The organism is Marinobacter nanhaiticus D15-8W, assembly GCF_036511935.1.
In the GTDB taxonomy this organism is placed as follows: domain Bacteria; phylum Pseudomonadota; class Gammaproteobacteria; order Pseudomonadales; family Oleiphilaceae; genus Marinobacter_A; species Marinobacter_A nanhaiticus.
Genome location: NZ_AP028878.1, coordinates 3628642 through 3650653 on the forward strand (window position 1 = coordinate 3628642; position 22012 = coordinate 3650653).

Annotated in this window: 22 protein-coding genes; 5 read left to right on the forward strand and 17 right to left on the reverse strand. The window is 57.6% G+C overall.

Annotated features, from left to right (window positions below):
- Positions 1-7: 7 nt before the first annotated feature.
- Together RE428_RS16275 and RE428_RS16280 are read right to left on the reverse strand one after the other, a co-directional pair.
- A complete protein-coding gene (locus RE428_RS16275; RefSeq protein ID WP_040883779.1) occupies positions 8-1615 on the reverse strand; it encodes an alkaline phosphatase family protein in 1608 nt (535 codons plus the stop codon).
- 68 nt (positions 1616-1683) lie between these two features.
- Positions 1684-2373: an MgtC/SapB family protein gene (locus tag RE428_RS16280; RefSeq protein ID WP_004582997.1), complete on the reverse strand. Its 690-nt coding sequence runs from the start codon at positions 2371-2373 to the stop codon at positions 1684-1686.
- A 167-nt stretch (positions 2374-2540) separates the two neighbouring features.
- Between RE428_RS16280 and RE428_RS16285 the strand changes: the two genes are divergently transcribed.
- On the forward strand, positions 2541-2792 hold the full coding sequence (locus tag RE428_RS16285) for a YkoF family thiamine/hydroxymethylpyrimidine-binding protein (RefSeq protein WP_004582998.1): 252 nt from the start codon (positions 2541-2543) through the stop codon (positions 2790-2792).
- Positions 2793-2884: 92 nt separating this feature from the next.
- On the opposite strand, the gene RE428_RS16290 is transcribed toward RE428_RS16285, so the two are convergent.
- The 9 genes from RE428_RS16290 to RE428_RS16330 all read right to left on the reverse strand — a co-directional run bounded on the left by RE428_RS16290 (position 2885) and on the right by RE428_RS16330 (position 12709).
- The gene (locus tag RE428_RS16290) at positions 2885-4156 is read right to left on the reverse strand and encodes a sensor histidine kinase (protein ID WP_004582999.1); all 1272 of its coding nucleotides are present in this window, start codon (positions 4154-4156) and stop codon (positions 2885-2887) included.
- Positions 4153-4890: a response regulator transcription factor gene (locus RE428_RS16295; protein ID WP_004583000.1), complete on the reverse strand. Its 738-nt coding sequence runs from the start codon at positions 4888-4890 to the stop codon at positions 4153-4155. The genes RE428_RS16290 and RE428_RS16295 overlap by 4 nt, the downstream gene beginning before the upstream one ends.
- A 4-nt stretch (positions 4891-4894) precedes the next feature.
- Positions 4895-6370, reverse strand: coding sequence for an ArnT family glycosyltransferase (locus RE428_RS16300; RefSeq protein ID WP_004583001.1), 1476 nt, complete (start codon positions 6368-6370; stop codon positions 4895-4897).
- On the reverse strand, positions 6354-7382 hold the full coding sequence (locus tag RE428_RS16305; RefSeq protein ID WP_004583002.1) for a glycosyltransferase family 2 protein: 1029 nt from the start codon (positions 7380-7382) through the stop codon (positions 6354-6356). Before RE428_RS16305 ends, RE428_RS16300 begins: the two co-directional genes overlap by 17 nt.
- A gap of 11 nt (positions 7383-7393) precedes the next feature.
- Positions 7394-7792, reverse strand: coding sequence for a GtrA family protein (locus RE428_RS16310; RefSeq protein WP_004583003.1), 399 nt, complete (start codon positions 7790-7792; stop codon positions 7394-7396).
- Between the two features lie 353 nt (positions 7793-8145).
- Entirely contained in the window at positions 8146-9903 is a 1758-nt protein-coding gene (locus RE428_RS16315) for an ArnT family glycosyltransferase (RefSeq protein ID WP_004583004.1), read from the reverse strand.
- Between the two features lie 4 nt (positions 9904-9907).
- On the reverse strand, positions 9908-10576 hold the full coding sequence (locus RE428_RS16320; protein WP_004583005.1) for a TVP38/TMEM64 family protein: 669 nt from the start codon (positions 10574-10576) through the stop codon (positions 9908-9910).
- Between the two features lies 1 nt (position 10577).
- Positions 10578-11324, reverse strand: a complete 747-nt coding sequence (locus tag RE428_RS16325) for a glycosyltransferase family 2 protein (RefSeq protein WP_004583006.1) — start codon at positions 11322-11324, stop codon at positions 10578-10580.
- A gap of 461 nt (positions 11325-11785) precedes the next feature.
- On the reverse strand, positions 11786-12709 hold the full coding sequence (locus tag RE428_RS16330) for a M14 family metallopeptidase (protein ID WP_004583007.1): 924 nt from the start codon (positions 12707-12709) through the stop codon (positions 11786-11788).
- Positions 12710-12927: 218 nt separating this feature from the next.
- On the opposite strand from RE428_RS16330, the gene RE428_RS16335 reads away from it, so the two are divergent.
- The 3 genes from RE428_RS16335 to RE428_RS16345 are packed head-to-tail and all read left to right on the forward strand — an operon-like array spanning position 12928 to position 13491.
- On the forward strand, positions 12928-13173 hold the full coding sequence (locus RE428_RS16335; RefSeq protein WP_004583008.1) for a type II toxin-antitoxin system CcdA family antitoxin: 246 nt from the start codon (positions 12928-12930) through the stop codon (positions 13171-13173).
- Positions 13173-13349 (forward strand): CcdB family protein, encoded by a 177-nt coding sequence (locus RE428_RS16340; protein ID WP_264673123.1) that lies wholly within the window; start codon positions 13173-13175, stop codon positions 13347-13349. Before RE428_RS16335 ends, RE428_RS16340 begins: the two co-directional genes overlap by 1 nt.
- Positions 13324-13491, forward strand: a complete 168-nt coding sequence (locus RE428_RS16345) for a CcdB family protein (protein ID WP_004583009.1) — start codon at positions 13324-13326, stop codon at positions 13489-13491. Before RE428_RS16340 ends, RE428_RS16345 begins: the two co-directional genes overlap by 26 nt.
- A 252-nt stretch (positions 13492-13743) precedes the next feature.
- Here the strand turns inward: RE428_RS16345 and RE428_RS16350 are convergent, their stop codons facing one another.
- The 6 genes from RE428_RS16350 to RE428_RS16375 all read right to left on the reverse strand — a co-directional run bounded on the left by RE428_RS16350 (position 13744) and on the right by RE428_RS16375 (position 21817).
- The gene (locus tag RE428_RS16350; protein ID WP_154660781.1) at positions 13744-13983 is read right to left on the reverse strand and encodes a hypothetical protein; all 240 of its coding nucleotides are present in this window, start codon (positions 13981-13983) and stop codon (positions 13744-13746) included.
- A gap of 227 nt (positions 13984-14210) precedes the next feature.
- Entirely contained in the window at positions 14211-15782 is a 1572-nt protein-coding gene (locus RE428_RS16355) for an IS1182 family transposase (protein WP_004583010.1), read from the reverse strand.
- A gap of 143 nt (positions 15783-15925) precedes the next feature.
- Positions 15926-16651, reverse strand: coding sequence for a TRADD-N-associated membrane domain-containing protein (locus RE428_RS16360; protein ID WP_004583011.1), 726 nt, complete (start codon positions 16649-16651; stop codon positions 15926-15928).
- Positions 16652-16862: 211 nt separating this feature from the next.
- Positions 16863-18434 carry an IS1182 family transposase gene (locus tag RE428_RS16365; protein ID WP_004579270.1) on the reverse strand — a complete coding sequence of 524 codons (1572 nt, stop codon included), beginning with the start codon at positions 18432-18434 and terminating at the stop codon, positions 16863-16865.
- A gap of 1050 nt (positions 18435-19484) precedes the next feature.
- A complete protein-coding gene (locus RE428_RS16370) occupies positions 19485-20168 on the reverse strand; it encodes a response regulator (protein WP_004583014.1) in 684 nt (227 codons plus the stop codon).
- Positions 20165-21817: an ATP-binding protein gene (locus RE428_RS16375; RefSeq protein ID WP_040883862.1), complete on the reverse strand. Its 1653-nt coding sequence runs from the start codon at positions 21815-21817 to the stop codon at positions 20165-20167. Before RE428_RS16375 ends, RE428_RS16370 begins: the two co-directional genes overlap by 4 nt.
- Here RE428_RS16375 and RE428_RS16380 point away from each other — a divergent pair.
- On the forward strand, positions 21816-22007 hold the full coding sequence (locus RE428_RS16380) for a hypothetical protein (protein WP_154660782.1): 192 nt from the start codon (positions 21816-21818) through the stop codon (positions 22005-22007). The genes RE428_RS16375 and RE428_RS16380 overlap by 2 nt on opposite strands.
- Positions 22008-22012 lie beyond the last annotated feature (5 nt).

The window sequence follows — 22012 nt, forward strand, 5'->3', positions numbered from 1 at the left end:
ACAGAGTCTAGCGGCTAGTGGTGGAGATATGTGTAGCAAAATGTTGATGAAGGAATGGGCGGAACGCATCCATACCGGCCGCTGCCGACGTCACGTCCGGACGGATGCCCCTACGAAAACCCGGTAGGATCGTATCGCCCGTTGCCACAAACGGCTCAAGCAACTCAAGGTTTCCGCTGATCAGGTGGACAGGCACATCGCGGCTGGTATTGTCTCCGGTCACTAACGGTGCCGCCTGGTGATCACCCAACAAGACCAGCAACGCATTGTCGTCGAGATGACGGACAGCGTAGTCCGCGGCGACGGCCAACGCGTAGTCCACGGCCTGGATGTAGTGCTGGCGCACGCGCTCCGGATCCCGCCACAGGCTGGCCGGCGTCTCGCCGGCATCGCGCCAGGATTCGAACACCTCGCCGCTGCCGATCCGCTGCCAGTCGTCCAGTACCGGCAGGATGGGTACCCAGGGCGCATGGCTACTGATCAGCGCCAATTCAGCAAACACGGGCCCCTTCGCAGGCTTCCGCACCTGCCGCTCGAACCAGGACCAGGTGTATTGGTCGGGCATGGTCACCCAGTTCAGTGGCGGTCCGGTGTAGCCCATACGACCGGCGTCGTAGATGCGGCTGTAGCGCAGTTGACGACCTTCCGGCCAGGGCTTGGTAATGGCGGGCATCACCGCCACGGCGTCATGCCCGGTCTGGCGGAAATCGTCGATCAGGGTGGGATAGTTGCTGGAAAGGAGAATCTCGTAATCCAACTGACTGTCCACCCAAAGTCCGCTAAGCAACGTGGCGTGCGCCAGCCAGGACTGCCCGCCTTGAACCGGTGAACGCAGGCGACCGCTGACCACGTGCAACCCAGCCTTTGCAAAGGCGCTATCCATGGCCGCGAGCCGCTTATTTAGCACGTCACGGTAACGCGGGTCGGTCAGTGTCGAAACACCGTAGGACTCGATAAACCCCAGCATCACATCATGACCGTCCAGGCGATCCAATGCCACCGGACCGCCCTGCAGATCGACCGCCTGCGGCGAGCCCACCCGCTGATCGAAAGTTTGCGTTGCCTCGTGGGTTTCCATGGCCAGAGTGATCTGCCGCACCAGCAGCTCGCCACCGCCCAGCGTTACCGGAACCGCGTTGACCGGTACCAGGACAAGCCCGACAGCAGCACCGCCAAGCACAGCCCAGGCATGCTTCAAGGGCGGCGGGCGACGCATGACCCGGACCAGGAGCGTCCGCACCAGCCAGGCCGCCCCAATCACCCAACCGACTATCAGGACACCCACAAGAACGGTGAGCGCGATGCCAAGATTGGTCACCATCAGGTTGAGGCTCTTCTGCAAAAGTCCTGCATCCAGGTAGAGATTCAGCGGGCGCCCCAGGGTTTGCAGCAGCAAGGCGCTGGCAATGGCGAGGAGGGTTAGGGTCGCGTAGGCCGCGCCGACCACCCAGGCCAGCCGATGGCTCCAACGGCTACTCGGAATCAACGCGAATAGCCCGACGAGCACCAGGGCCTCAAGCGCAACCCAAGGTAGCCGTCCCGCACCCGGCAACTGCAAACCGATGAAAAGGGCATTCAGGACGAATAAGATGGTCAGGACACGCAACGCGGACATCCTATCGATGGAGAGGTTTCTACAGAATACGTTGGCAGAGTCAGGCGGGATTCACAAAGGCTGGATCATCAGGCACTGATGGGCGCGATGCGAAACTCTATGATCGGCTGGGTGATCTCCAGCGTCTCAGCGAGCCGCGCGGCGCTGGTTTCGTCGATTGAACACAGCACCATCTTGTGTCGGCGCACCTGCTTCTCCGCATAGACCCGGTAGCTGAAGTTGGCGATGCTGAACCCATGCCGCTCGATCAGCTCCCGGACCAGGGTTTCATTCATGTCCGCCCCATAGGCGAACTGCACATCGAAGTGATAGAACACCTGCGTCGGCATCCGGCTCTCCACCCAACGAAACAGCGCAAGGACCATCACTGCCATTACCAGCGACAACACCAACGGGTAGTAGAAGCCGATACCCGCGAGTATGCCGATAGAAGAGGTTATCCAGATGGATGCGGCCGTGGTGAGTCCACGAACCGTCAGCCCCTCCTTGACGATCACCCCCGCGCCGAGGAAGCCGATACCGGTCATGATGCCCTGAGCCATGCGAGTCGGGTCGAGGCGGACGCCGTCCATGGAATCGGGTACCCAGTAGGATTCGTAGACGGTAACCAGCATCAGCAGGCTGGAGGCGAGACAAACGAGTGTGTGTGTTCTGAAGCCTGCAGGCCGACCGTGGAATGAGCGCTCGTAGCCAACGATGGCACCAGCCGCCAATGCGACCAGCAGACGTAATGCAATTTCCAGTTGGTCTCCGCTCAATCCACTCTCTCCCTGATGACCTATCCCTGAATTTCAGAGTAGCAAAGAAAAAGACCATCGAAGCGTTCACCCTGTAGCAGGATACCGAGGTACGGGAGTACGCTGGTGATTATCGAGCCAGGACTATTCCGAACCGGCTATTGGCATCTACACAAGGAGAAAGTGCTATGTTTCTATCGGTACAGATCAGCCATTACCCGCTCAAGGACGATTACAAACCGAGTATCAAGGAAGTGATCCAACGGCTCTCGAAGAGTGGCCTTGAGGTTTACCCCAACCAGATGAGCACACAGGTTTTCGGGGAATTCGATCAAGTGATGCAGGTGCTGTCCGATACCATGAAGTGGTCTTTCGAGGCACATGGGAAGGCGGTGTTTACGGTTAATTTCCTGGAGGGTGATCGGCGGCCCAAGCGCTAAGGCCAGTTCATACCGTTAATACGCTTGCGTCAAACTGCCCTGCGCGGACCGCGGTATGGTTCGTACCCCGCCGATCATAGGCTGAAGCACTTCTATTGCGGGTTCAAGTCGACGTCGATTTCAGTTCCAGATTCCCCACTCTGGACAACGTTGAGCTGCCAGCCCTGGCGCTCACAGATCAGTTGGACGATTAGTAGTCCAAAACTGCTTTCCTGAAAGCTGCTTCTGGAAGTCAGAACCGGCTGGGTAAGGCGTTCAGTAATATGATGGGGAAGACCATCACCGTAATCGCGGATACGCAAGCGCCCAGGGAAGGTTTCGATGTCTACGCCATACCGTGTGTGTTTCAGCGCATTCAACAGGAGATTTCGCAGTAGCATCCGCAATAGCGCCGGGTCGGTCGTGACGGTCTGATCGGGCTGTTTGGGAACAAATCGGAGTCTCTCCCGGTAATCGCCCTGGCTACTCTCCAGTTCTTCAAGCGTATCCTCGATGCTGTTGTTCAAGCTCAGTTTTCGGTACTCGTCGCTATCGATACTGCCCCGCGCCAGTTTCAGCAGGATATCCACATCGCTGTGCATACCATCCGTCGCACGTCGGATGCGACCGAGGGTACGGCGATCCGCCTCGGAAAGCGTGCCCCGTTTTTCGATTATATCCAGCGCCCCCGTCATCACGGCCAGCGGTGTCCGCAATTCGTGACTGGCCAGTTTGACGAATGACTTCTCGCGTTCGACGAACGCCTCGATGGCATCCAGGAACCGGTTGAACGCATTGGCAATATCGGCAAATTCCGTGTCGGCATAGCGTGTATCCAGCCGACGCATGGATTTGGCAGGTTCAGTCGCCTGGATCTGCGATGTAAGCCTGTGCAATGGATTGACCAGGTGCTTGGCACTCAGTCTGGAAATGACGAAACCGACAACCGCCATACCCAGGAGCACGCCAAGCACCGTCAGTTGCGACAGCAGCTCCTGATCTTCCATGATGGAGATGTCCTGCGACAGGTACAGGCGTCCGGCCGGCTCATCGACGTCCCGAACCAGTACGAGGTAGGTGGCATCGGGAAGTTCGAGCTCAGCTGAGTACGGTACCGGTTTGTCGCGCAAATAGTCCGGCAGTAGTGCCTCACTCTCTCCTTCTGGCAGATAAAACGCACGCAGTCGCGCAGTACGCCAACTCTGGGAAACAGGGCGCTCGATCTGGTTAAGGAAAAAGGCCTGTTCCTCCGTTAGCTCGAGGTTGAGGATGGTGTCTTCCATATCTTCGTAGAAGAGCTCGATGGCGACGATGGATAGCAGCGCTGTCACCAGGCTGACACCGAACAGGTACCGAAAAAGGCGCCGTGCGAGGGATTGTTTCACCTTGCGGATAGTTCCTCTTCGGTGGGTGGATCGAGCCGGTACCCCCGTCCATACACCGTTTTGATGAGGCCATGGCCGAGCGACTTTTGCAGGGCCTGGCGCAACGAGTAGATATGGGTACGCAGCGTGTGCCCCTCTTCACCGGAGCTGTCACCCCAGATGGACTCGTTCAATACCTCATGTCCGAGGAAATTCGGGTAGGCCCGTATCAGCAACTCGAACAAACGGGCCGGTATACCCGTCAGCTCAGCCTTGAGGCCATTCAGCTCGACCTGGAGCGTCCCGGGATCGAAATGAACCGGACCGGCCTGCAGGCCGGGGGTTCGTGGCCTGAACCGTCGGTGCAACGCCTCGATCCGCAGTTGAAGTTCGCGCAGTTCGAAGGGCTTCACCAGGTAGTCATCGGCACCGCACGTGAACCCTCGCTCCTTGTCGGCGATGGCTCCCCTGGCCGTCATCAGGATAATAGGTGTGGCGCATTGCAGGTCCCGCCGTATTCGCTCACAGATATCAAAGCCGGAAACGCCCGGTAGCATGAGATCGAGCACGATAACGTCATACTGATTGGTCGCCAGCAGGTGCAGCGCGGTCAGGCCGTCCGCGGCAAAATCGAGTGCATATCGCTCCTCACCGAGAAACTCAAAAAGGTTCTCGGCAAGATCAACCTGGTCTTCCACCACCAGTATCCGTAACGGGCCTGTCGTTTCAGGGTAAGCACCGGCACTATGGGTCATGTATTCATCCCTCCGTTCGGCTCATCTGTTCACCAAACTGGAGCAGCACGTAACGCCGGTTTTCCGTGGCCACCTGAGTGGACGCCGGTAATTGTTGGAGGACAACCGGTTCCTCCTGTTTTGGCACTGCAAGAAAGTACCGCTGGAACTGACCGCTTTCGCGCATACGCAATACGTCATCTAGCGAGGCTTGTACCGCATTTCCACGGGAATAGAACCCCGCGGAAAACGGCAAGTCATCGAGGTAAAAGAGTTGGCTATCGCCCGGGCGGCTTTGCGAGGCGTAATACTCCGCAATCACCTGCTCTGTTTTCAGTGCCGCCTGGCTCGCTGTCATGATGATAGCAAATACCGTTGTCAGGAAGGGAACAGCAACCATGGCCGGAAACGCGAGCTTGTCGGCTTCGCGGCGTCTCCGCTCATAGAACGCGATGCCATTGGCCATGACGATGGCCGAAAACGGTAACGAGGGCAGCACATAGGTCCACAGCGTGTTACTGGCCATCGTAAAGAACAGCAGAGGCGCCAGCGCGGAGAGCACGATGAACTGCATGTATTTGTCGAAATCCAGGAACTTGCACAGTGTCCGGCGGTAACCCTTGACCAACCCCGCCAGCAAGCCGACCGCCACGATAATTCCCCAGGGAAATGAAGCCCATAACCAGAAGACCCAAATCATCCCTTTGGGGCGCACATGGGCGCTACCATACATATCGCCCGCCCAGCCCGGATCGATAAAGCGTTTGATGTGCTCGCCCACGATGAAGTAGTCCAGAAATCCGGGCGTCTTGAATTCCGCCGCGATGTACCAGGGCAGAACGAGCGCCAGGGTCAGCAGGGTGCCACGGAACCATGGCAGGTCGCGCAGATGGAAATACCAGCGACAGCGAAAGACACTCCACAACGCAACCGGGAGGCCGACCAGCACCACCGCGAGAGGCCCTTTCGCAAGCATACCGATGACCAGCCCAACGAAGAACAACCAGCGCCACACAGCGCCCCGTTGGGCCACCACCATCCCGAAGCTGACCAGGCTCAAGGTTGTCCCCAGCGCGAGGAACGGATCGGTCATCACCGCACCCGCACTGATATAGGTAAGCGCCATGGTGGACAGGATCAGCGCGGACCAGCGCGCAATTCTCTCGTTATACGCAACCAGCGCATAACGCCAGGTCAGCCAGACGATGGCAACGATACAAAGCCAGGAGGGCAGCCGCAGGGCAAACTCATTAAGCCCAAACAGCTTGATGGCCCCAGCTTGTGCCCAGAACGACAACGGCGGTTTTCCCCAGAAAGGCACACCAGCTTCAAACCACGGCGTGATCCAGTCGTTCGTTTCCACCATTAACCGGGCAATCTCGGCGTAGCGAGGCTCTGTCGTGTCCACGAAAGGGAAGATGGCCATGCTCAGCAGACGGCTGGCCAGAATCGCAACCAGAACGGCAACCCATGTACCGGGTCGTCTAGCCCAGCTCGACATACTGCAGCTCCTCGCGCCTGGTTCTCTGAGACGAGCCAGCGACCGCCGTGTTTTCGATAATGTCCCGCGTGAGGTAGATCGGTCGTTGTTTTGATTCGACGTACGTCTTGCCGACGTATTCACCCACGATCCCGATGCCAAGAAGCTGGATGCCGCCCAGGAAGGTGATGATGGCTACCAGTGACGGATAACCGCTCGTGATATCCCCCAGGATCGTGGCCTTGACCACGATCCAGAGCCCGAACACCGCTCCCAGCGTGGCGGCAATCAGCCCGGTTGCGGTAGCCCACCGCAGGGGCGCGGCGGAAAATGAGGTGAGCCCCTCCAGCGCAAGTCCAAGCAAACCGAGGAAGTCCCACTTGGTGGTTCCCGCGGCTCGCGGCTCCCGGTCATAGGGAACAACCACGGTCGGCATACCAACCCAGGCAAACAACCCTTTCATATAGCGATTACGTTCGTTCAGGCTAAGCAGGGCGTTGACCGCCCGACGACTCATCAGCCGGAAGTCACCGGTGTCTACCGGAATCGGGGAGCGGCAGGCACGGTTGAGCAAGCGATAGAACATGTATGCGCTGAAACGTTTGAACCAACCTTCCCCTCGCCGCGAACGACGCTGCATGAGCACGACATCGACGCCCTCTCGCCAGCGCGCCACCATATCCGGAACCAGTTCAGGCGGATCCTGCAGGTCTGCGTCCATAATGAGCACGCCCTCACCTCTCGCATGCTCCAGGCCTGCGGTGAGCGCTGCTTCCTTGCCGAAGTTGCGGCTCAACCGGACCAGGCGAATCCGTTTTTCGCGGCGAATCGTGTCGATGAGAAATTCCGCGCTCCCGTCATCGCTGCCATCGTCCACAAATACCAGCTCCCAGCTCATCTCCAGATTGGAGACGACGGGCAGCAGACGTTCCAGCAGCAGCGGCAGCATCGCGCGCTCATTGAAGAACGGAATTACGATCGACAGCAGGCTTTTGGAACGGGCCAGGTGTGGATGGGGATGCACTTTATTCATGGAAACAAACCTCAATCGTTGAACACGAGCCTCTCGTATAGGAGGTAGTTCATTCCGGTAACCAACGCTGTCGTCACAACCTGTGCGGGTATGACATCGAGCCCCAGCAAGTGGTGGAGCACTGCGAACACGCCAAGATTGGCCAGCCAGCTTGCAGCGCATGCGTTCAGATAAAGCCAAAGGGCTCGTCCATGGGGCGCATCGCTGCGAAAGGTCACCCGACGCTGCAATCCGTAATTGATTGCTGCTCCGGTCACAGCACCTGCCGTCGTTGCCCATATCGCACTTACACCGGTCTGGATGAGCAGTGCCATCGTTGCCCAGTGCATCGCTGTGGAAAAACCGCCACAACATGCAAAACGCACTACGCGGTAGATGGCAGGTCCCTGCCCCGGAATCTCAATTCTCATGGCCGACACCTTAACGAAGGGGTGGTGAGGCGGGTGTTCAGGAAATGTCAGAAAAAGATCAAACCGCGCCCAATCAGGCCGTCAATGGTAAAAATCAGGTTCATGGCGGATTAGCGTGACGTGGAGCCGGGAGTCCTCCGCACCAGTCGTAAGACCATGGGCACCTTCGGCGCCTCAGAAGCTGAAACATCTGCTACATGCTCGAGTTAGCTGGAAAATGTAGCCGACGCTTCAGCTTCGGAGCAGCCCGCCGGGCTGCCCATTCGCGGAATGCTTTGCGTTACGCGGGTCCCCGCTAAAGTGCGATGAACTGAAAATTATCGGGCACAGGCCGATGGGGTCGACAATCCGGGTCAGCCGCGCTGGGGAATCCAGCGCCCGGGTTTGGGTGTATAGAACTGTCGCTTCCGCTCGGGTGCGGTACAGTCCTCCGCCTGCTGCTCGGGGCCCAGCAACAGCCAGCGTTCTCCGTGCGCCACACCCAGATCCACTGCACCTGCCTGGGTGAAACAGTTCAAAGGTTTGTCTTTCGAGACCAGAACGAACCGCTGTTGTCCTTCGGTCATCCATTGCCAGGCGTTGCGTTCATCCTGTTCGTACTCGGCTCCAAACCCGAAATGCGTGATGTCGAGTCGTGAAAACAGAATGTACTGCTCCCTGAAGTCGATAATGCCCAGGGAGGCGTCCGGTCCAAGCCTTGCTTCTGCAGCAGCGAGTATATTGCGAGGGGTGCGTAGCGGTTCGAGCAAGGTGTAGCCCCACGTCGAGTACAGCAACCAGGTCACCATCAGCGCTGCGAACAGCCGCTCCAACGGGGGCCGTCGCCAGAGTATGGCTAGCGCCAAGGCCCATACGACGCCCACCGTAGCGACAAAAAGACCAGCCGCGTGGAGTGCGCCCGAATCCTGGCTGTAGCGGGCCACTTTTGTCACCAATGCGGGATAGTTATTCCAGGCGAGGACACCCACGACGACCAGCGCAAGCGACAATAGTAGTTGAATGGCGGTTATTACCGGCGAGAACCATCGCGCTGGCTCACGGGCATCGGTGATCGCCGCGAGCGCCAGGGCGAACATGGGCAAGGCCGGTAGAACGTAGACGCCACGCTTACCCGGACTCAGACTGAAAAAGACGATAACCAGCGCTACCCACGCCAGTAGCACCACCACCTCCGGGTACCGTCGAAGCGACTCGCGCGTCGATCGCAGGTGCGCCAAAAAAAGCAGCGGCAGGGGGAACCAGAGCGCTGGAATAACGTTGACGATAAAGTAGTACCAGGGCTGGATATGCCCCCAGGAATCGGCGTAACGCTCACCGGTCTGCTTGAACAGGATATTGTCCCGGTAGGCAATGGCCTCCGGCGTGTTCACCGCGTCCACATACAGCATCATCGGTATCACCCAGACTGCAGCGACAGCCAACATAACCACCGGTCCGAGTGCTGCCCGCCAACGCAAGCTCTTTTCGAAGCCCCCCTGTTGCCGCCAACGGATAAACAGCAGGGGCAGCATCATGAGCGCGGGGAGAAAACCAACCCCCTTGGTGATGATGCCTAAACCCATGAAACCCCAGGCCGAGAAATACCATCCCCAGGCCGGGCCCGCGAAAAAATGACGGACCAGCCCGTAGCAGCCGAGCGTGATCCAACACGCCACCATGGCGTCGATCTGGGCGGACTTGGCCTGCATCAGGAACTGGGGCGCCAGCATCAGAAGAAATGCGGCGAGAACGGCGACCCGCTGGTTCCACAGTCGACACCCGAGATCGTAGACCGCGACCAGCGTGATCAACCCGCAGATCGCGTTGGGCAGCAGGAAAGCAAGCTTCAGATTGCCCGTCAGCCAATACACGGCGGCAATAGTCCACATGAAGACCGGCGGTTTATCCGGGTAGAACTCTCCGCCCCGCATGGGAATCAGCCATTGGCCTGAGTCGACCATCTCCCGGGCAATTTCCGCAAATCGCGGCTCATCGGCTGGCCAGGGCGAGCGCAGGCCAATGCCTACAAAAATAAGCACGCTGGCGACCGCCAGCAGGAGCACCAATAGCCGCTGCTGGGACAGTTTCAGTGCTTGGTGCTGCATAGCGCCGGAGATCGGGTGAGACGACATAAACTCAGGAATCCTCGGACAGCGGGGTGGTTAGCAGACGATTGCGGTGCTGTTGCAGCAGATAGCCCCCCAGGAGCGATGCGACGATGAACAGGGCCACGCTCAGGGCGAACTGGTAGTGATCGGCGTTACCAATGCCGGCGCCCGCCAGTGCGAACACCAGCATCTGCGGCAGGTAACCGAGTCCACTCCCCATCAGAAAAGGTAAAAACCGGATGTGAGAGCACCCGGCAATGAGATTGGTCGCCAGGTTGCTGCCTATCGGCAGCAAGCGGACGACCAGGATCTTGGTCATCGTCTTTTGCTGAAAGAGACGGTCGAAGCGCTCCATCCGCTGACCGAAGCGGTCCGCCAGCGAGCGTTGCAGAAGAATGCGCGCAACGAAGAAGCAAAGGGTCGCTCCGAGCACGGTTACGGCGGTTGAGATCACCGTGCCATACACCGGAGAGAGGGCAAATCCGAGAACAAAGGCCAGCAGTTGTCGCGGCCCACCCAGCGCCGTATACAGCGTCCCTGCCCCCATCACAGCAACAAGACCAGAAAGGCCCCTCGCCTGTATGAAGCCCGCAACCTGCTTTTCATCGGAGAGGAAATCCAGCCAGCCTTGCCTGACGGCAATCAACGCCAGACCGCCCATTACGGCGAACGCCAGCCATCGGGGCCAGTTGCGCATATTAACCAGGCCCCATATCCCGTGGCTCCACGATCTGGGCAACACGCGTTCGGTGTAGCAGCCACATCACACCCGCCAGATCAATCAGGCCGGCCCACGCCCGATTCCAGACATTGTATTTGGAGTTCCCCCGGGTTCGGTCGCGATGGTTAACCTGGACGATTTCGATATCGCCGCCGATGCCTTTCACCAGCGCCGGGATAAACCGGTGACCGTGGTTAAACCAGGGCAGTTTGAGGAATGTCGACTTCGGGAAGAGCTTCAGACCGCAGCCGGTATCCGGTACGCCATCTTTCAACAGCGCACTGCGAATCCGGTTGGCCAGCCGTGACTGGAATCGCTTCCATGCGGTGTCCTTGCGCTTGTGCCTGAAACCTGCAATACAGAAATCCTTACCCTGAAGGTTGGCGGCTTGGCTCAAGAGGGTCGGAATATCGGCAGGATCGTTCTGGCCGTCGCCATCCATCGTGACGATCAGTTCGCCCCGAGCGGCACGGATGCCGGTCTGTATCGCGCCACTCTGCCCAATGCTCTGCGCATGCCGGACAACCTGTATGGCGCACCCGGCCTCTCTGGCTGCCACTAGCGCTGCACCCGACGTGAGATCGTTACTCCCATCGTCGACAACGACAATTTCGAAGTTTGTATGCTCGCGCAGTATCCGATGGGTTTCAGCGATGAGCGGGCCGATACTGCCCTGTTCGTCTTTGGCAGGAATAACGACGGAAACGGATGGGCATGAATCCATAACGAGCGACCAGAGATTAGTTAATACCGCCTATAGGAGTAGCGCAGAAAAACATCACATCTGGCCTGGGTACGACACTCAATTGCTGGCCACTTATAAGTTTAGGACAGCCCTAAATTTATGGCCAAAAGGACCCGTCGACGGCGCCAAGAACGAAAGTCTCTGCGTTCACAGCCGCAAAGGTAACCAAAGGGGTGTAAAACGAGCGTTCAGGAAATGTCAGAAAATAGTCAAACCACGGTGTCGACGACAAACGACGCCTTGAGGTTGATAGGCAGTGACAGGCTCACCTGACGTAGGCAGGCACTGGAAAGCAGATAACAGGACTAATCCCGTTGTAAGTCAAAGTAGCCAGAGAAGTTCAGTGTTGGTTGGATAGTGGCGAAGGTGTCCGATTAAGCACCGGACACCTCGTACCGGGAGATTCAAGCAACAGTCTGGGTGGTGCCAACGGCACTTTCCTAACGGTGGGCAAGCGCGTAGTTGATCGCCGCACACACCGCGGCAACCTGCGAGGCATTACACTGTTCGGGAGTTACTTGGGGGCTGTCGGGATAGACCTCGGTGGTCGTTCGGTAGGGGGCATCGGTGATACCGGCGCACAATCCCATCTGCTTAAGCGGATACTGGATGACGCCCCGAGCAACCATCGGTGAGCCGAAGAGTTCGCCGCTGTCATCGGCCGGAGCGATATGGGTCACTCGCTCCACCGCCTCAATCACCGCCTGCTGGAATTCAGGACTCGGCTTCTCCATGTCATCGACCAGGTAGAAGCCGTCGGGAATCCCGCCCGGTTCGAACGGCTTACCGTCGCGGGCAGCCAGCGCCGGGCGAAACTCAGTCTCGTCGGTATCGGTGGTCTCGTGCAGGTCGATATGCATCAGTACACGATCGCGGAGGGGTGCCAAGAGCCGCACGAGTGCCGCCGACTCCCCAGCAGAACCGTCATCGCGGAACGACCGGTTCGGGTCGACCGCGTTCGGGTTCCACCGATGGATACGCTCGTAAGCCCAGGGGCTGACGCAAGGCGCGACCAGCAGGTTGACGCGGTCCGCGTAGTCCGCCGCATACTGGTCGACGAACTGCAGGGCGCCATGAACACCGCTGGTTTCATAGCCGTGCACCCCACCCGTCACCAGCACGACCGGCCGATCATCTCGCCACTCGCGGCTGCGGATCGTCATCAACGGATAACTCTCGGAGCCATAGTCCAGGTGGCCATATTCTTCGACGTCAAAGCGCGAACGCAGCCGATCGACCACACTCAGCACATCAGAGGCATAACTGCGTTGACGGGTCTGTCGTGACAACCACTCGGCGCGTTCCTCGTCGCCCCAGGGAAGACCGGGGGTGCCGATTGGATAAGGTGCGGGAGCAGTCGTCATATTCTGTATTCTCCGGTGATGGCCAAAGGAGGGGCATTCTAGCATTCGGGCCTGAGCTCGCAATCAGGACAAAGACCGCCCGGAAGGACGACTCCCGCCCTAGATCGAGTGACTACTCGAACGCCAAAGTCTTGGTGTGAGTATCTCTTTATCGCGCTTGAATGCGCATTATTATGCGCATAAGTTGACGCGATCAATTGATCAGCCACGGGGGGCCAATGGCCGAACTCTACAACGCAGACGCACCCAAAAAAGCAGCCAATCTCTCGATTAATAGCGATCTGCTGCGTAAGGCCCGAGAGCTGAACATTAACTTGGCCGCTACTCTGGAGCGAGCATTAAAAGAAGAGCTTTCCAAGCGCGAAGCAGCCCAGTGGGTCGAAGAAAATCGCGCTGCGATCAAAAGTTACAATGATTTTGTAGAAAAACATGGATGCTTCGGCGACGAATTCAGGGAGTTTTGATGGCACAGTTCGACGTGTATCCGAACCCAAGCAAAACTAGCAAAGCGCACTATCCTTACCTTGTCGATATTCAGAGCAGCCTGCTGAGCGAACCGGCAGCTCGCATCGTTATCCCCCTTAGGAAAACGCGCGGCGTTTGGTGGCGAAACCATGCAAGGACTCACGCCGGAAATTAGTTTTGCCGACCAAGAACTTTTGCTATTAACCCCACAAGTTTCCTCCGTGCCCGAGAAGTATCTCAAAAGGCCTGTGGGTTCCCTCTCGCACTTTAGGGATCAGATTGTTGGAGCTCTGGACCTTGCAATCACGGGTATTTAACGCCCGGCTTTGGAATCGAGGCAAAGCTTGGGGAAAAGGCATCGCTATACCTGCTATCGTCAGCGCTTTTTCCCAACATCCACTTCATCTATATCACACTCTTTCAGTGCTACTGCACCAGGGGAAGTTCACTGCCTTCTTGATCATGCGTACTTCCTTGGTGCTTATAACGCTTTTTGTTTAGCGGCGCCCCGACCGGAGCGTCCGGTGGAATCCGCAGGCCGGAACAAACTACAACAAGCTGTTAAAAAGTCAGCAGCCACCATCACCTCCCCCGGAGTCACCACCTCCAAAGAAACCGCCGAACGATACATCCCCACCTGATGAGGATGAACGTCCACTGATTCTGGTTGAGAGCCAAATTACAAAGGCCAGAAGAAGAAAACCGAAAACGAATGGGGCGAGAAAACCGGTGAGTATGGAGCCTGATTTGAGGTCAATGACATGCCAGAGACACCAAAGGGCTGCCGCATAGATCAAAAACCATTTCATAAATCTATCCCTCCCTGGGCCTGCCTAGCAGACTTTTAACGAGGCTGTAGAAAAACCCAATTCTGAGTCGTTTCCACCCGCCGTTTCAGTTGTTCTTTTGTTTACCCGCCATTGGCGAATGCGTTGTTCTTATTTGTCGGAAGTAGCCGTTTAGTCCCAAGTTTCGCCGCTGCGTCACCTATAGCGCATTCAGCAGCGCGGTTTGGTGGGTCTTCTGCCCTCCCCAGTCAGGCCGCCAATCGCCCATAATTCGCCAGCTTCTCGATATTGTGAACCAGACAGTAAAGCTGCCACTGGCCCTGTACCTTTCGCTTACCGCGCAGACTGAAGCGGTTCAGCCGTTTGGTCGTACCGATGTTGCCGAACACCGGCTCCACCACCGACATCCGGTGACTGTAGATCGCTTTACCCTGCGGGCTATCCACCCGATGCTTCATCCAGTCGGTGTAGTTCGGCAGGCGCTTGGTCTCGATGGTGAACGAGACCTGCCTTCCCGAGCCTTTGCGATGGTCGGCAGACGCCGGATTCTGCATGCACTGATGCTTCTTCGGGCAATGCCGACATTGCAGCAAACGACCTTCGAAGTGCACCCGGCTTTTGCCACTCTCAGCCTCGCGGGTGCCCTGGTAACTGATCGCGTTACCCGCGGGGCAGATGCACGTCAGGTTCACCGGGTCGAACTGGAATTCGCTCGCCGGGATGGTCTTCTTCCTCCCTGTGGCCAGTAGGTCCTGGTGGCGCTTGCCGTACTTGTCCTTCTGGTGGGCGAACTTCGGGTCCCGGCTGCGGAACTGATTGTCCGGGATATAGCCGTTGATCTGACGCTCATGCAGGTACCGCATGTTGTCTTCGTTGGCGAAGCCGGTGTCGGCGGTGACGATGGTGCCTTGCTGGTAGATGCTGTCGGCAATACCCAGCTTCCTATAACGGGCTTCGACTGTCTCCAGCACCGGTTGCAGGGTGTGATGTTCCTGGCCTTCGCCGAAGGCCTGGGCGTCGATGATGACCTGGTGTTTCTTATCCACGGTGGCCACACCGTTATAGCCCTGGATCGTGCCCTTACCGGTGGTCATCTTGGCACTCTCGTTATCGGTCAGGTTGCTCTTCACTTCCTTGTTCCGCTTCCCCCGGCCCCTCCTTGGGCGGTTCGTCTTTAGGAAGCGGTCCACTTTGGTCATGGCCTCATCCAGCGAGAGAATGGTTTTGGCCCGGCGGATATCCCGGTCCAGTTCGGCTTCGGTCTCCGCTTCGTCCCGCGCGTAGTGTTCACGCAGGTGGTGGCGGATCAGGCGCCGCAGCTTCTCCCGCTTCTCGCCGAGCTCCTTGAAGGTGCCGGACCACTCCTTGCTGGCGTTGGAGGACATCTTGCAACCGTCGATGGCAAAGAGTTCGTTGCCCAACAGGCCCTGCTCGTGACACACCAGCAGCACTTGCTCGAACAAATCCTCGATCTCATCGGCATGGCCGCTGACGAACTTTGCCAGTGTGGTGAAGTGCGGCACCGTATCGCAGGACAGTGCCTTGAAGATGATGTTGGTCTCGCAGCACCACTGCATCTCGCGGCTGGAGGTGATGCCCTTGGAGTAGGCGAACAGGATGATCTTCAGCAGGATGGCGGGATCGTAGGCCAGCCGACCGGTGTCTTCGTTGCGGTACTTGGGGTGAAACACCGATAGGTCCAGCCTGTGTTCGATCAGGTAGTGGATCGCATGTTCGAAGGTGCCGGGCTGGAGCTGATCCTGGTAGTTGATAACGACCATCGCGTCCTGGTCGTAGTTGTAGTGCTTGAAGCGGGGCATGAAAGACGGTCCTTGTCGGCCAGCGATGACTCGATGCTACCAAAGCACGAGCGGCGATTCCGGGACTTTTTCTACAGCCTCAACGCTTTGGCTTTGCGGCGTGCCGGAGCGGCAGCGTAGGTACGTCCGCCAACAGCCAATGGTTATGAGAGCTCATCATTTCCCGCTACTTTTAGAGCAAGCTCAGAAAGAGTTTTTTCACGAAGTGCATCGTCAGCAATTCGCGATGCAACTACACTGGCGAGCAATATCTGATGGGTATCGACTAATCTCGAATGAAACCCACCCAGGTGCTGCGTCGCTGATGCATGCATCTTTAGAAAAATTGCAGCTACGTAGCTCGTCAGGAAAGTACCGATAGCTCCGAGAACGGCCGTAATTATCTTCGCGTCTAATGTAGATGCATAGTTAATTACCGCGTAGAGCGTTGCCAATATTAGCCCTAAGCCAATAAGCATACAGCCAATGCCAACTAAAAATATCCAAGAGTTCTGACTAAGATTTAGGCCATAATATCTTTGCAGTTGAGCATCATTTAGCCGGAGCGTCTTCTCAGCTTTCGTTTCAATCTGAGTCCGTTCAAATTGCTGTAAATCGACCTCAAACTCAAGCTCCCTTATCTCCTGTTCTATATCTCTAACTCGCCCGCGAAGGATCGGAATCATGCCCACCGGAATCACAATATAGGCCAGCACTAAAGGTAATATTCTTGTAGGAATATCCGACGTCCACGCAAAGGCTGGCACAATTACGGACAAAGTTAGCGAGATAAAAATTGCAATATAAAAGGAGCCTTGAACCTTCCTGCGCCGAACTTTGCGTTCCGCGAGGCGCTCTTCCATACGGTCTTTTTTAGACTCTACTTCCAAGATAAATCTCCGTTACTCATAACGAGGCTGTAGAAAAACCCAATTCTGAGTCGTTTCCACCCGCTGTTTCAGTTGTTCTTTTGTTTACCCGCCATTGGCGGATGCGTTGTTTTATTTCCGACAATAGCCGCGCACTCCAAGTTTTTTGCCGCTTAGTCAGCTATAGCGCATTCAGCGGCGCTATAGCATGGCTCTCCCACCTGCCCTTCGGTCAGGCTGCCAACTGCCCGTAATTGGCCAACTTCTCAATATTATGAACCAGACAGTAAAGCTGCCACTGGCCTTGCACTTTCCGTTTACCCCGCAGACTGAAGCGGTTCAGCCGTTTGGTGGTGCCGATATTGCCGAACACCGGCTCCACCACCGACATTCGATGGCTGTAAATTTCTTTGCCTTGGGGGCTATCCACCCGGTGCTTCATCCAGTCGGTGTAGTTCGGTCGGCGCTGGGTCTCGATGGTGAACGAGACCTGTCTTCCTTTGCCTTTCCGATCGTTGGCCGCCTCCGGGTTCTGCATGCAGCGGTGCTTCTTCGGGCAGTGTCGGCACTGCAGTAAACGGCCCTGGAAGTAGGTTCGGCGCTGGCCGTTCTGATCGACCTTGGTTCCGTGGTATTGGAGGGATTCGCCGGCGGGACAGATACAGGTGAGGTCCACCGGGTCGAACTGGAATTCGCTCGCGGGGATGGTCTTCTTCCACCCTGTGGCCGGTCGGTCTTGATGGCGCTTGCCGTACTTGGCTTTCTGGTGCTGGAACTTCGGGTCCCGGCTGCGGAACTGGTTGTCCGGGATATAGCCGTTGATCTGACGCTCATGCAGGTACTGCATATTGGCTTCGTTGGCGAAGCCGGTATCGGCGGTGATGACCGTACCGTGTTGATAGATGCTGTCGGCAATACCCAGCTTCTTATAGCGAGCTTCGACGGTTTCCAGGACCGGTTGCAGCGTGTGATGCTCCTGGCCTTCGCCGAAGGCCTGGGCGTCGATGATGACCTGGTGTTTCTTATCCACCGTGGCGACACCATTGTAGCCCTGGATCGTGCCCTTGCCCGTGGTCATCTTGGCACTCTCCTTATCGGTCAGGTTGCTCTTCACTTCCTTGTTCCGCTTCCCCCGGCCCCTCCGTGGGCGGTTCGTCTTTAGGAAGCGGTCCACTTTGGTCATGGCCTCATCCAGCGAGAGAATGGTTTTGGCCCGGCGGATATCCCGGTCCAGTTCGGCTTCGGTCTCCGCTTCGTCCCGCGCGTAGTGTTCACGCAGGTGGTGGCGGATCAGGCGCCGCAGCTTCTCCCGCTTCTCGCCGAGCTCCTTGAAGGTGCCGGACCACTCCTTGCTGGCGTTGGAGGACATCTTGCAACCGTCGATGGCAAAGAGTTCGTTGCCCAACAGGCCCTGCTCGTGACACACCAGCAGCACTTGCTCGAACAAATCCTCGATCTCATCGGCATGGCCGCTGACGAACTTTGCCAGTGTGGTGAAGTGCGGCACCGTATCGCAGGACAGTGCCTTGAAGATGATGTTGGTCTCGCAGCACCACTGCATCTCGCGGCTGGAGGTGATGCCCTTGGAGTAGGCGAACAGGATGATCTTCAGCAGGATGGCGGGATCGTAGGCCAGCCGACCGGTGTCTTCGTTGCGGTACTTGGGGTGAAACACCGATAGGTCCAGCCTGTGTTCGATCAGGTAGTGGATCGCATGTTCGAAGGTGCCGGGCTGGAGCTGATCCTGGTAGTTGATAACGACCATCGCGTCCTGGTCGTAGTTGTAGTGCTTGAAGCGGGGCATGAAAGACGGTCCTTGTCGGCCAGCGATGACTCGATGCTACCAAAGCACGAGCGGCGATTCCGGGACTTTTTCTACAGCCTCAACGCGGAGCTTTGCGGCAATTTTGGAGCCGCGAAGCGGCGGAGAAATTGTCCGGCAACAGCGTATTGTTGGATGTCGACGACTGGTAGATAGAAATCATGATAAAGCTCTTAGCGCTTCGTATTCTTCTCGATTGTAGTCATTCATCGCGAGAAACCACTCTTCAAAAGACGGGAACTGCTCTACGAGCCCTCCAGCGAACCAATACACGACACCGGGCTGTTCCGACTCTGAGCGCCCAATTGCAAACACATCAATATCTATAGAAGACGCTGCGAATGGGAGCAGCTCAGCAGACTTGGCCCCGCAAAGAGGGCGTGTATCCCCTAAGGACTCCAGCAAGACTACAGCCCGGGCATGTTTCGTTCCCGCGACTAGATCTTTTGTTCCAAAAACGTCCACCGCTTGGAAGAAACTACGCCAGCCATCAACGTGAGCCAGAAAATCCCTGTGAGCTTGGTCGAGCCTTGATCCCAATTGGGGCCTCCGCATCCTCAATAGCTCGCGGAGAGGCGGCCATCTCTGGGTAGCAGTGCTCCCACAGGCGTTCCTCATCCACCTCAGCAATTTTCTGCTTTATCAGATGGGCAATGCCAATTTCCCGCTTCCAATCCACAAGAACTCATTCCAAACATGAGGACATTTTCAACACCCAACAGCCAATTATACGAACGCGTTCGTATAACACCCATTCGTATAACTCCAAAGAAAACGCTCTGATAATCAACGAAATTCACCTATGAAATCAGAGCCCTAAGGGCATTCCACGCAAACGCAGCCGGAGTTATACGCCCGCCGGAAGCCTCTCCGCCACCTATATTTGAAACGTATAACTCCAATCCAAGTGTGTCCACTTTCCAAACGTATCAAATGGTTACACCGCTAAATCATGGAGATCCCGGAGTTTTGCGAACGCGTTCGTATAACTCCGGCCTGCACGGCGGAATAGGAGCAGAGGTGAAGGGCGGGCTAGAGCGCCCGATACCGACGCTCAGGCCGCCCGACGGAGCCGTAGGTTACTTCAGCCGTCAGCTCCTCTGAGCTCACCAGGTACTCCAGGTAGCGTCGGGCGGTTGTGCGTGACGCGCCGATCTCCTGCCCTACCGCTTCGGCACTCCAGTCGCCGGGCGCTTTAACGACGTCGCGGATCTTGTCGAGGGTGAGTGGATCGATGCCCTTGGGTAGGCGCGATGCGGATTCGCTGGTGGGTTCGGGTTGGCTGCGTGGCAGGAGGGCGTCCACTTCTTCCTGGGCCACATTATTCAGGCTGTCGAGGGTTTCGAGATGCTGGCGATAGCGCTGGATGGCGGCTTGCAGGCGCTCGAAGACGAGGGGCTTGAGGATGTAGTCGAAGACGCCGCCGCGAAGGGCGCTGCGTAGGGTATCGACTTCCTTGGCGGCGGTGATGAGGATGACGTCGCTGGGGCTATCCCCGGCGCGTAGTTCGCGCAGCAGTTCCAGGCCGCTGCCGTCCGGGAAATAGACGTCCAGCAACACCAGGTCGGGCTGGAGTACGTCGATCTGGTCCCGGGCGTCAGCCAGGGTGTGGGCGATGCCGCAGAGTTCTACGGCGTCCAGACGCTCGACGAAACGGCGCTGGATTTCGGCGATCTGGCGATCGTCTTCGACAATCAACAGGCGAATGGACTTCAAGACGCGTTTACCTCCGATTGTCCGGGAGATGGCGACGGTTTGGGTGTCTTCGAAAGATACAGTGTAAACCGACTGCCTGAGGGCTGCAGGGATTCGACAGTCACCGATCCGCCCCAGCGATCGACGAACTGGCGCACCAGATAAAGGCCGATGCCATGATCGCCATCCTGTTTGTTGGTGACGCCGCGCTCGAAGATGCGTTCGTGCTGATCCGGCGGGATGCCGGGACCCTGATCCTCCACTTCAAAAATCAGGTCGTGGCCGAGGTCGGTCATGCTCAGGTGTACGAGGCCGCCTTCGCCGTGGAACTGGCGGGTCGCTTCCAGGGCGTTGTCGATCAGGTTACCGAGCACGCTGACCAGCTGGTCCCGCGGCAGTTTTGGCGGCACGTCCGCCATCTGGCTGTCCGGGTCGATGACAAGCTTGAGGCCCATCTCCCGGGCGCGGTTGTACTTGCCCAGCAGGCAGCCTGCAAGAACCGGGTCGGGCACTGCTTCCAGCAGCAGGTGGATGAGGGCCTGGTGATCGCTGACTTCGTTGCCGATCAGGGCCAGGGCCTCTTCGTTGGCACCGATCTGGATCAGCCCGGCGATGGTATGCAGCTTGTTGGAATATTCGTGGGTCTGACTGCGCAGGGTGTCGGCGTATTGCTGGATGCGGGTGAGCTGTCGGCTGACCTGGTCCAGTTCGTCACGCAGGCGGAAACTGGCCACCACACCAATAGTTTCGTCGCCCTGCTTCACCGGCAAACGGTTGACGATCATCTGCTGCCCCTGGAGCCACACTTCCTGATCGAACGCGGACTCGCCGGTTTCCAATGCCGTCATCAGGTTGTTCTCGGGCAGAATGCGCTCGATTGGCTGGCCAGCCAAACGGGTATCCGGGTCCAGACCCAGGGTCTCGATGGCCGTGCGGTTGAACGTGGTGACGATGCCGTCGCGATTGATGGCGATGATGCCCTCCCGTACCGACTGCAGGGTGGCGTCCCTTTCCTGGAACAGCGCGGCAATCTCTTCAGGCTCCAGACCGAAGATCGCCCGCTTGAAGCGCCCGGCAATGATGATCGCCGCGAGCACGCTGCCCAGTAGCATCATGCCCATAACCGTGTAGAGCACCCTGTTGTAGCGCTGGATCACGGAAAAAACTTGGTCCAGCGAGTAGCCCACCGAGACGATGCCGATAATCTCGCCGTTGCTCACATCGACGATCGGCGCCTTGCCGCGCATGGACAGCCCCAGACTTCCGAGTGCCTTGGCGACGTAGGCCTGCCCTTGTTCCAAGGCCAGCGTACCGCTGTCGCCATCGTCGTCCGCCATGGAATGGCCAAGACGGTCCGGGTCAGGATGGGCCAGGCGGATGGCGTTGTGGTCGCCGATGACGATAAACAGCGCTTCGTTGGTCTCCGCCAGACGCTCGCTGAGGGCCATCAACGACTCGGTATCGCGCTCGCGGACGCCTTGGATGACCGCGGGCATGGCAGCAACGGTCTTGGACACCATCAGCGCACGCTGGCCGATCTCGTCGTACAGGGATTCGCTCAGGTAGTAACCGGCGAAACCGCCGATCAATCCGGTCTGGAGCGCACTGACCAGCCCCAGGACGATGATCATCCGGGTTTTGAGTTTGAGCTTTCGGTAGGCAAACGGCATGAACAAACAGCAGATTTCTTCTATGTTGTTGAAAGAGGTTAAATCACGGGCTGCGGTTTTGCCCGTGAACTTTATGAACAAAACGCGTTTAAAGTTTTTAAAAAGCTTTACGATCACAAACTTCAGGGAAATTCCTTATTTCCCTACGCTGCGAGCTGAGTCGTCCGCTGCCGCCATGCCTGGCGCCTAAGGGGA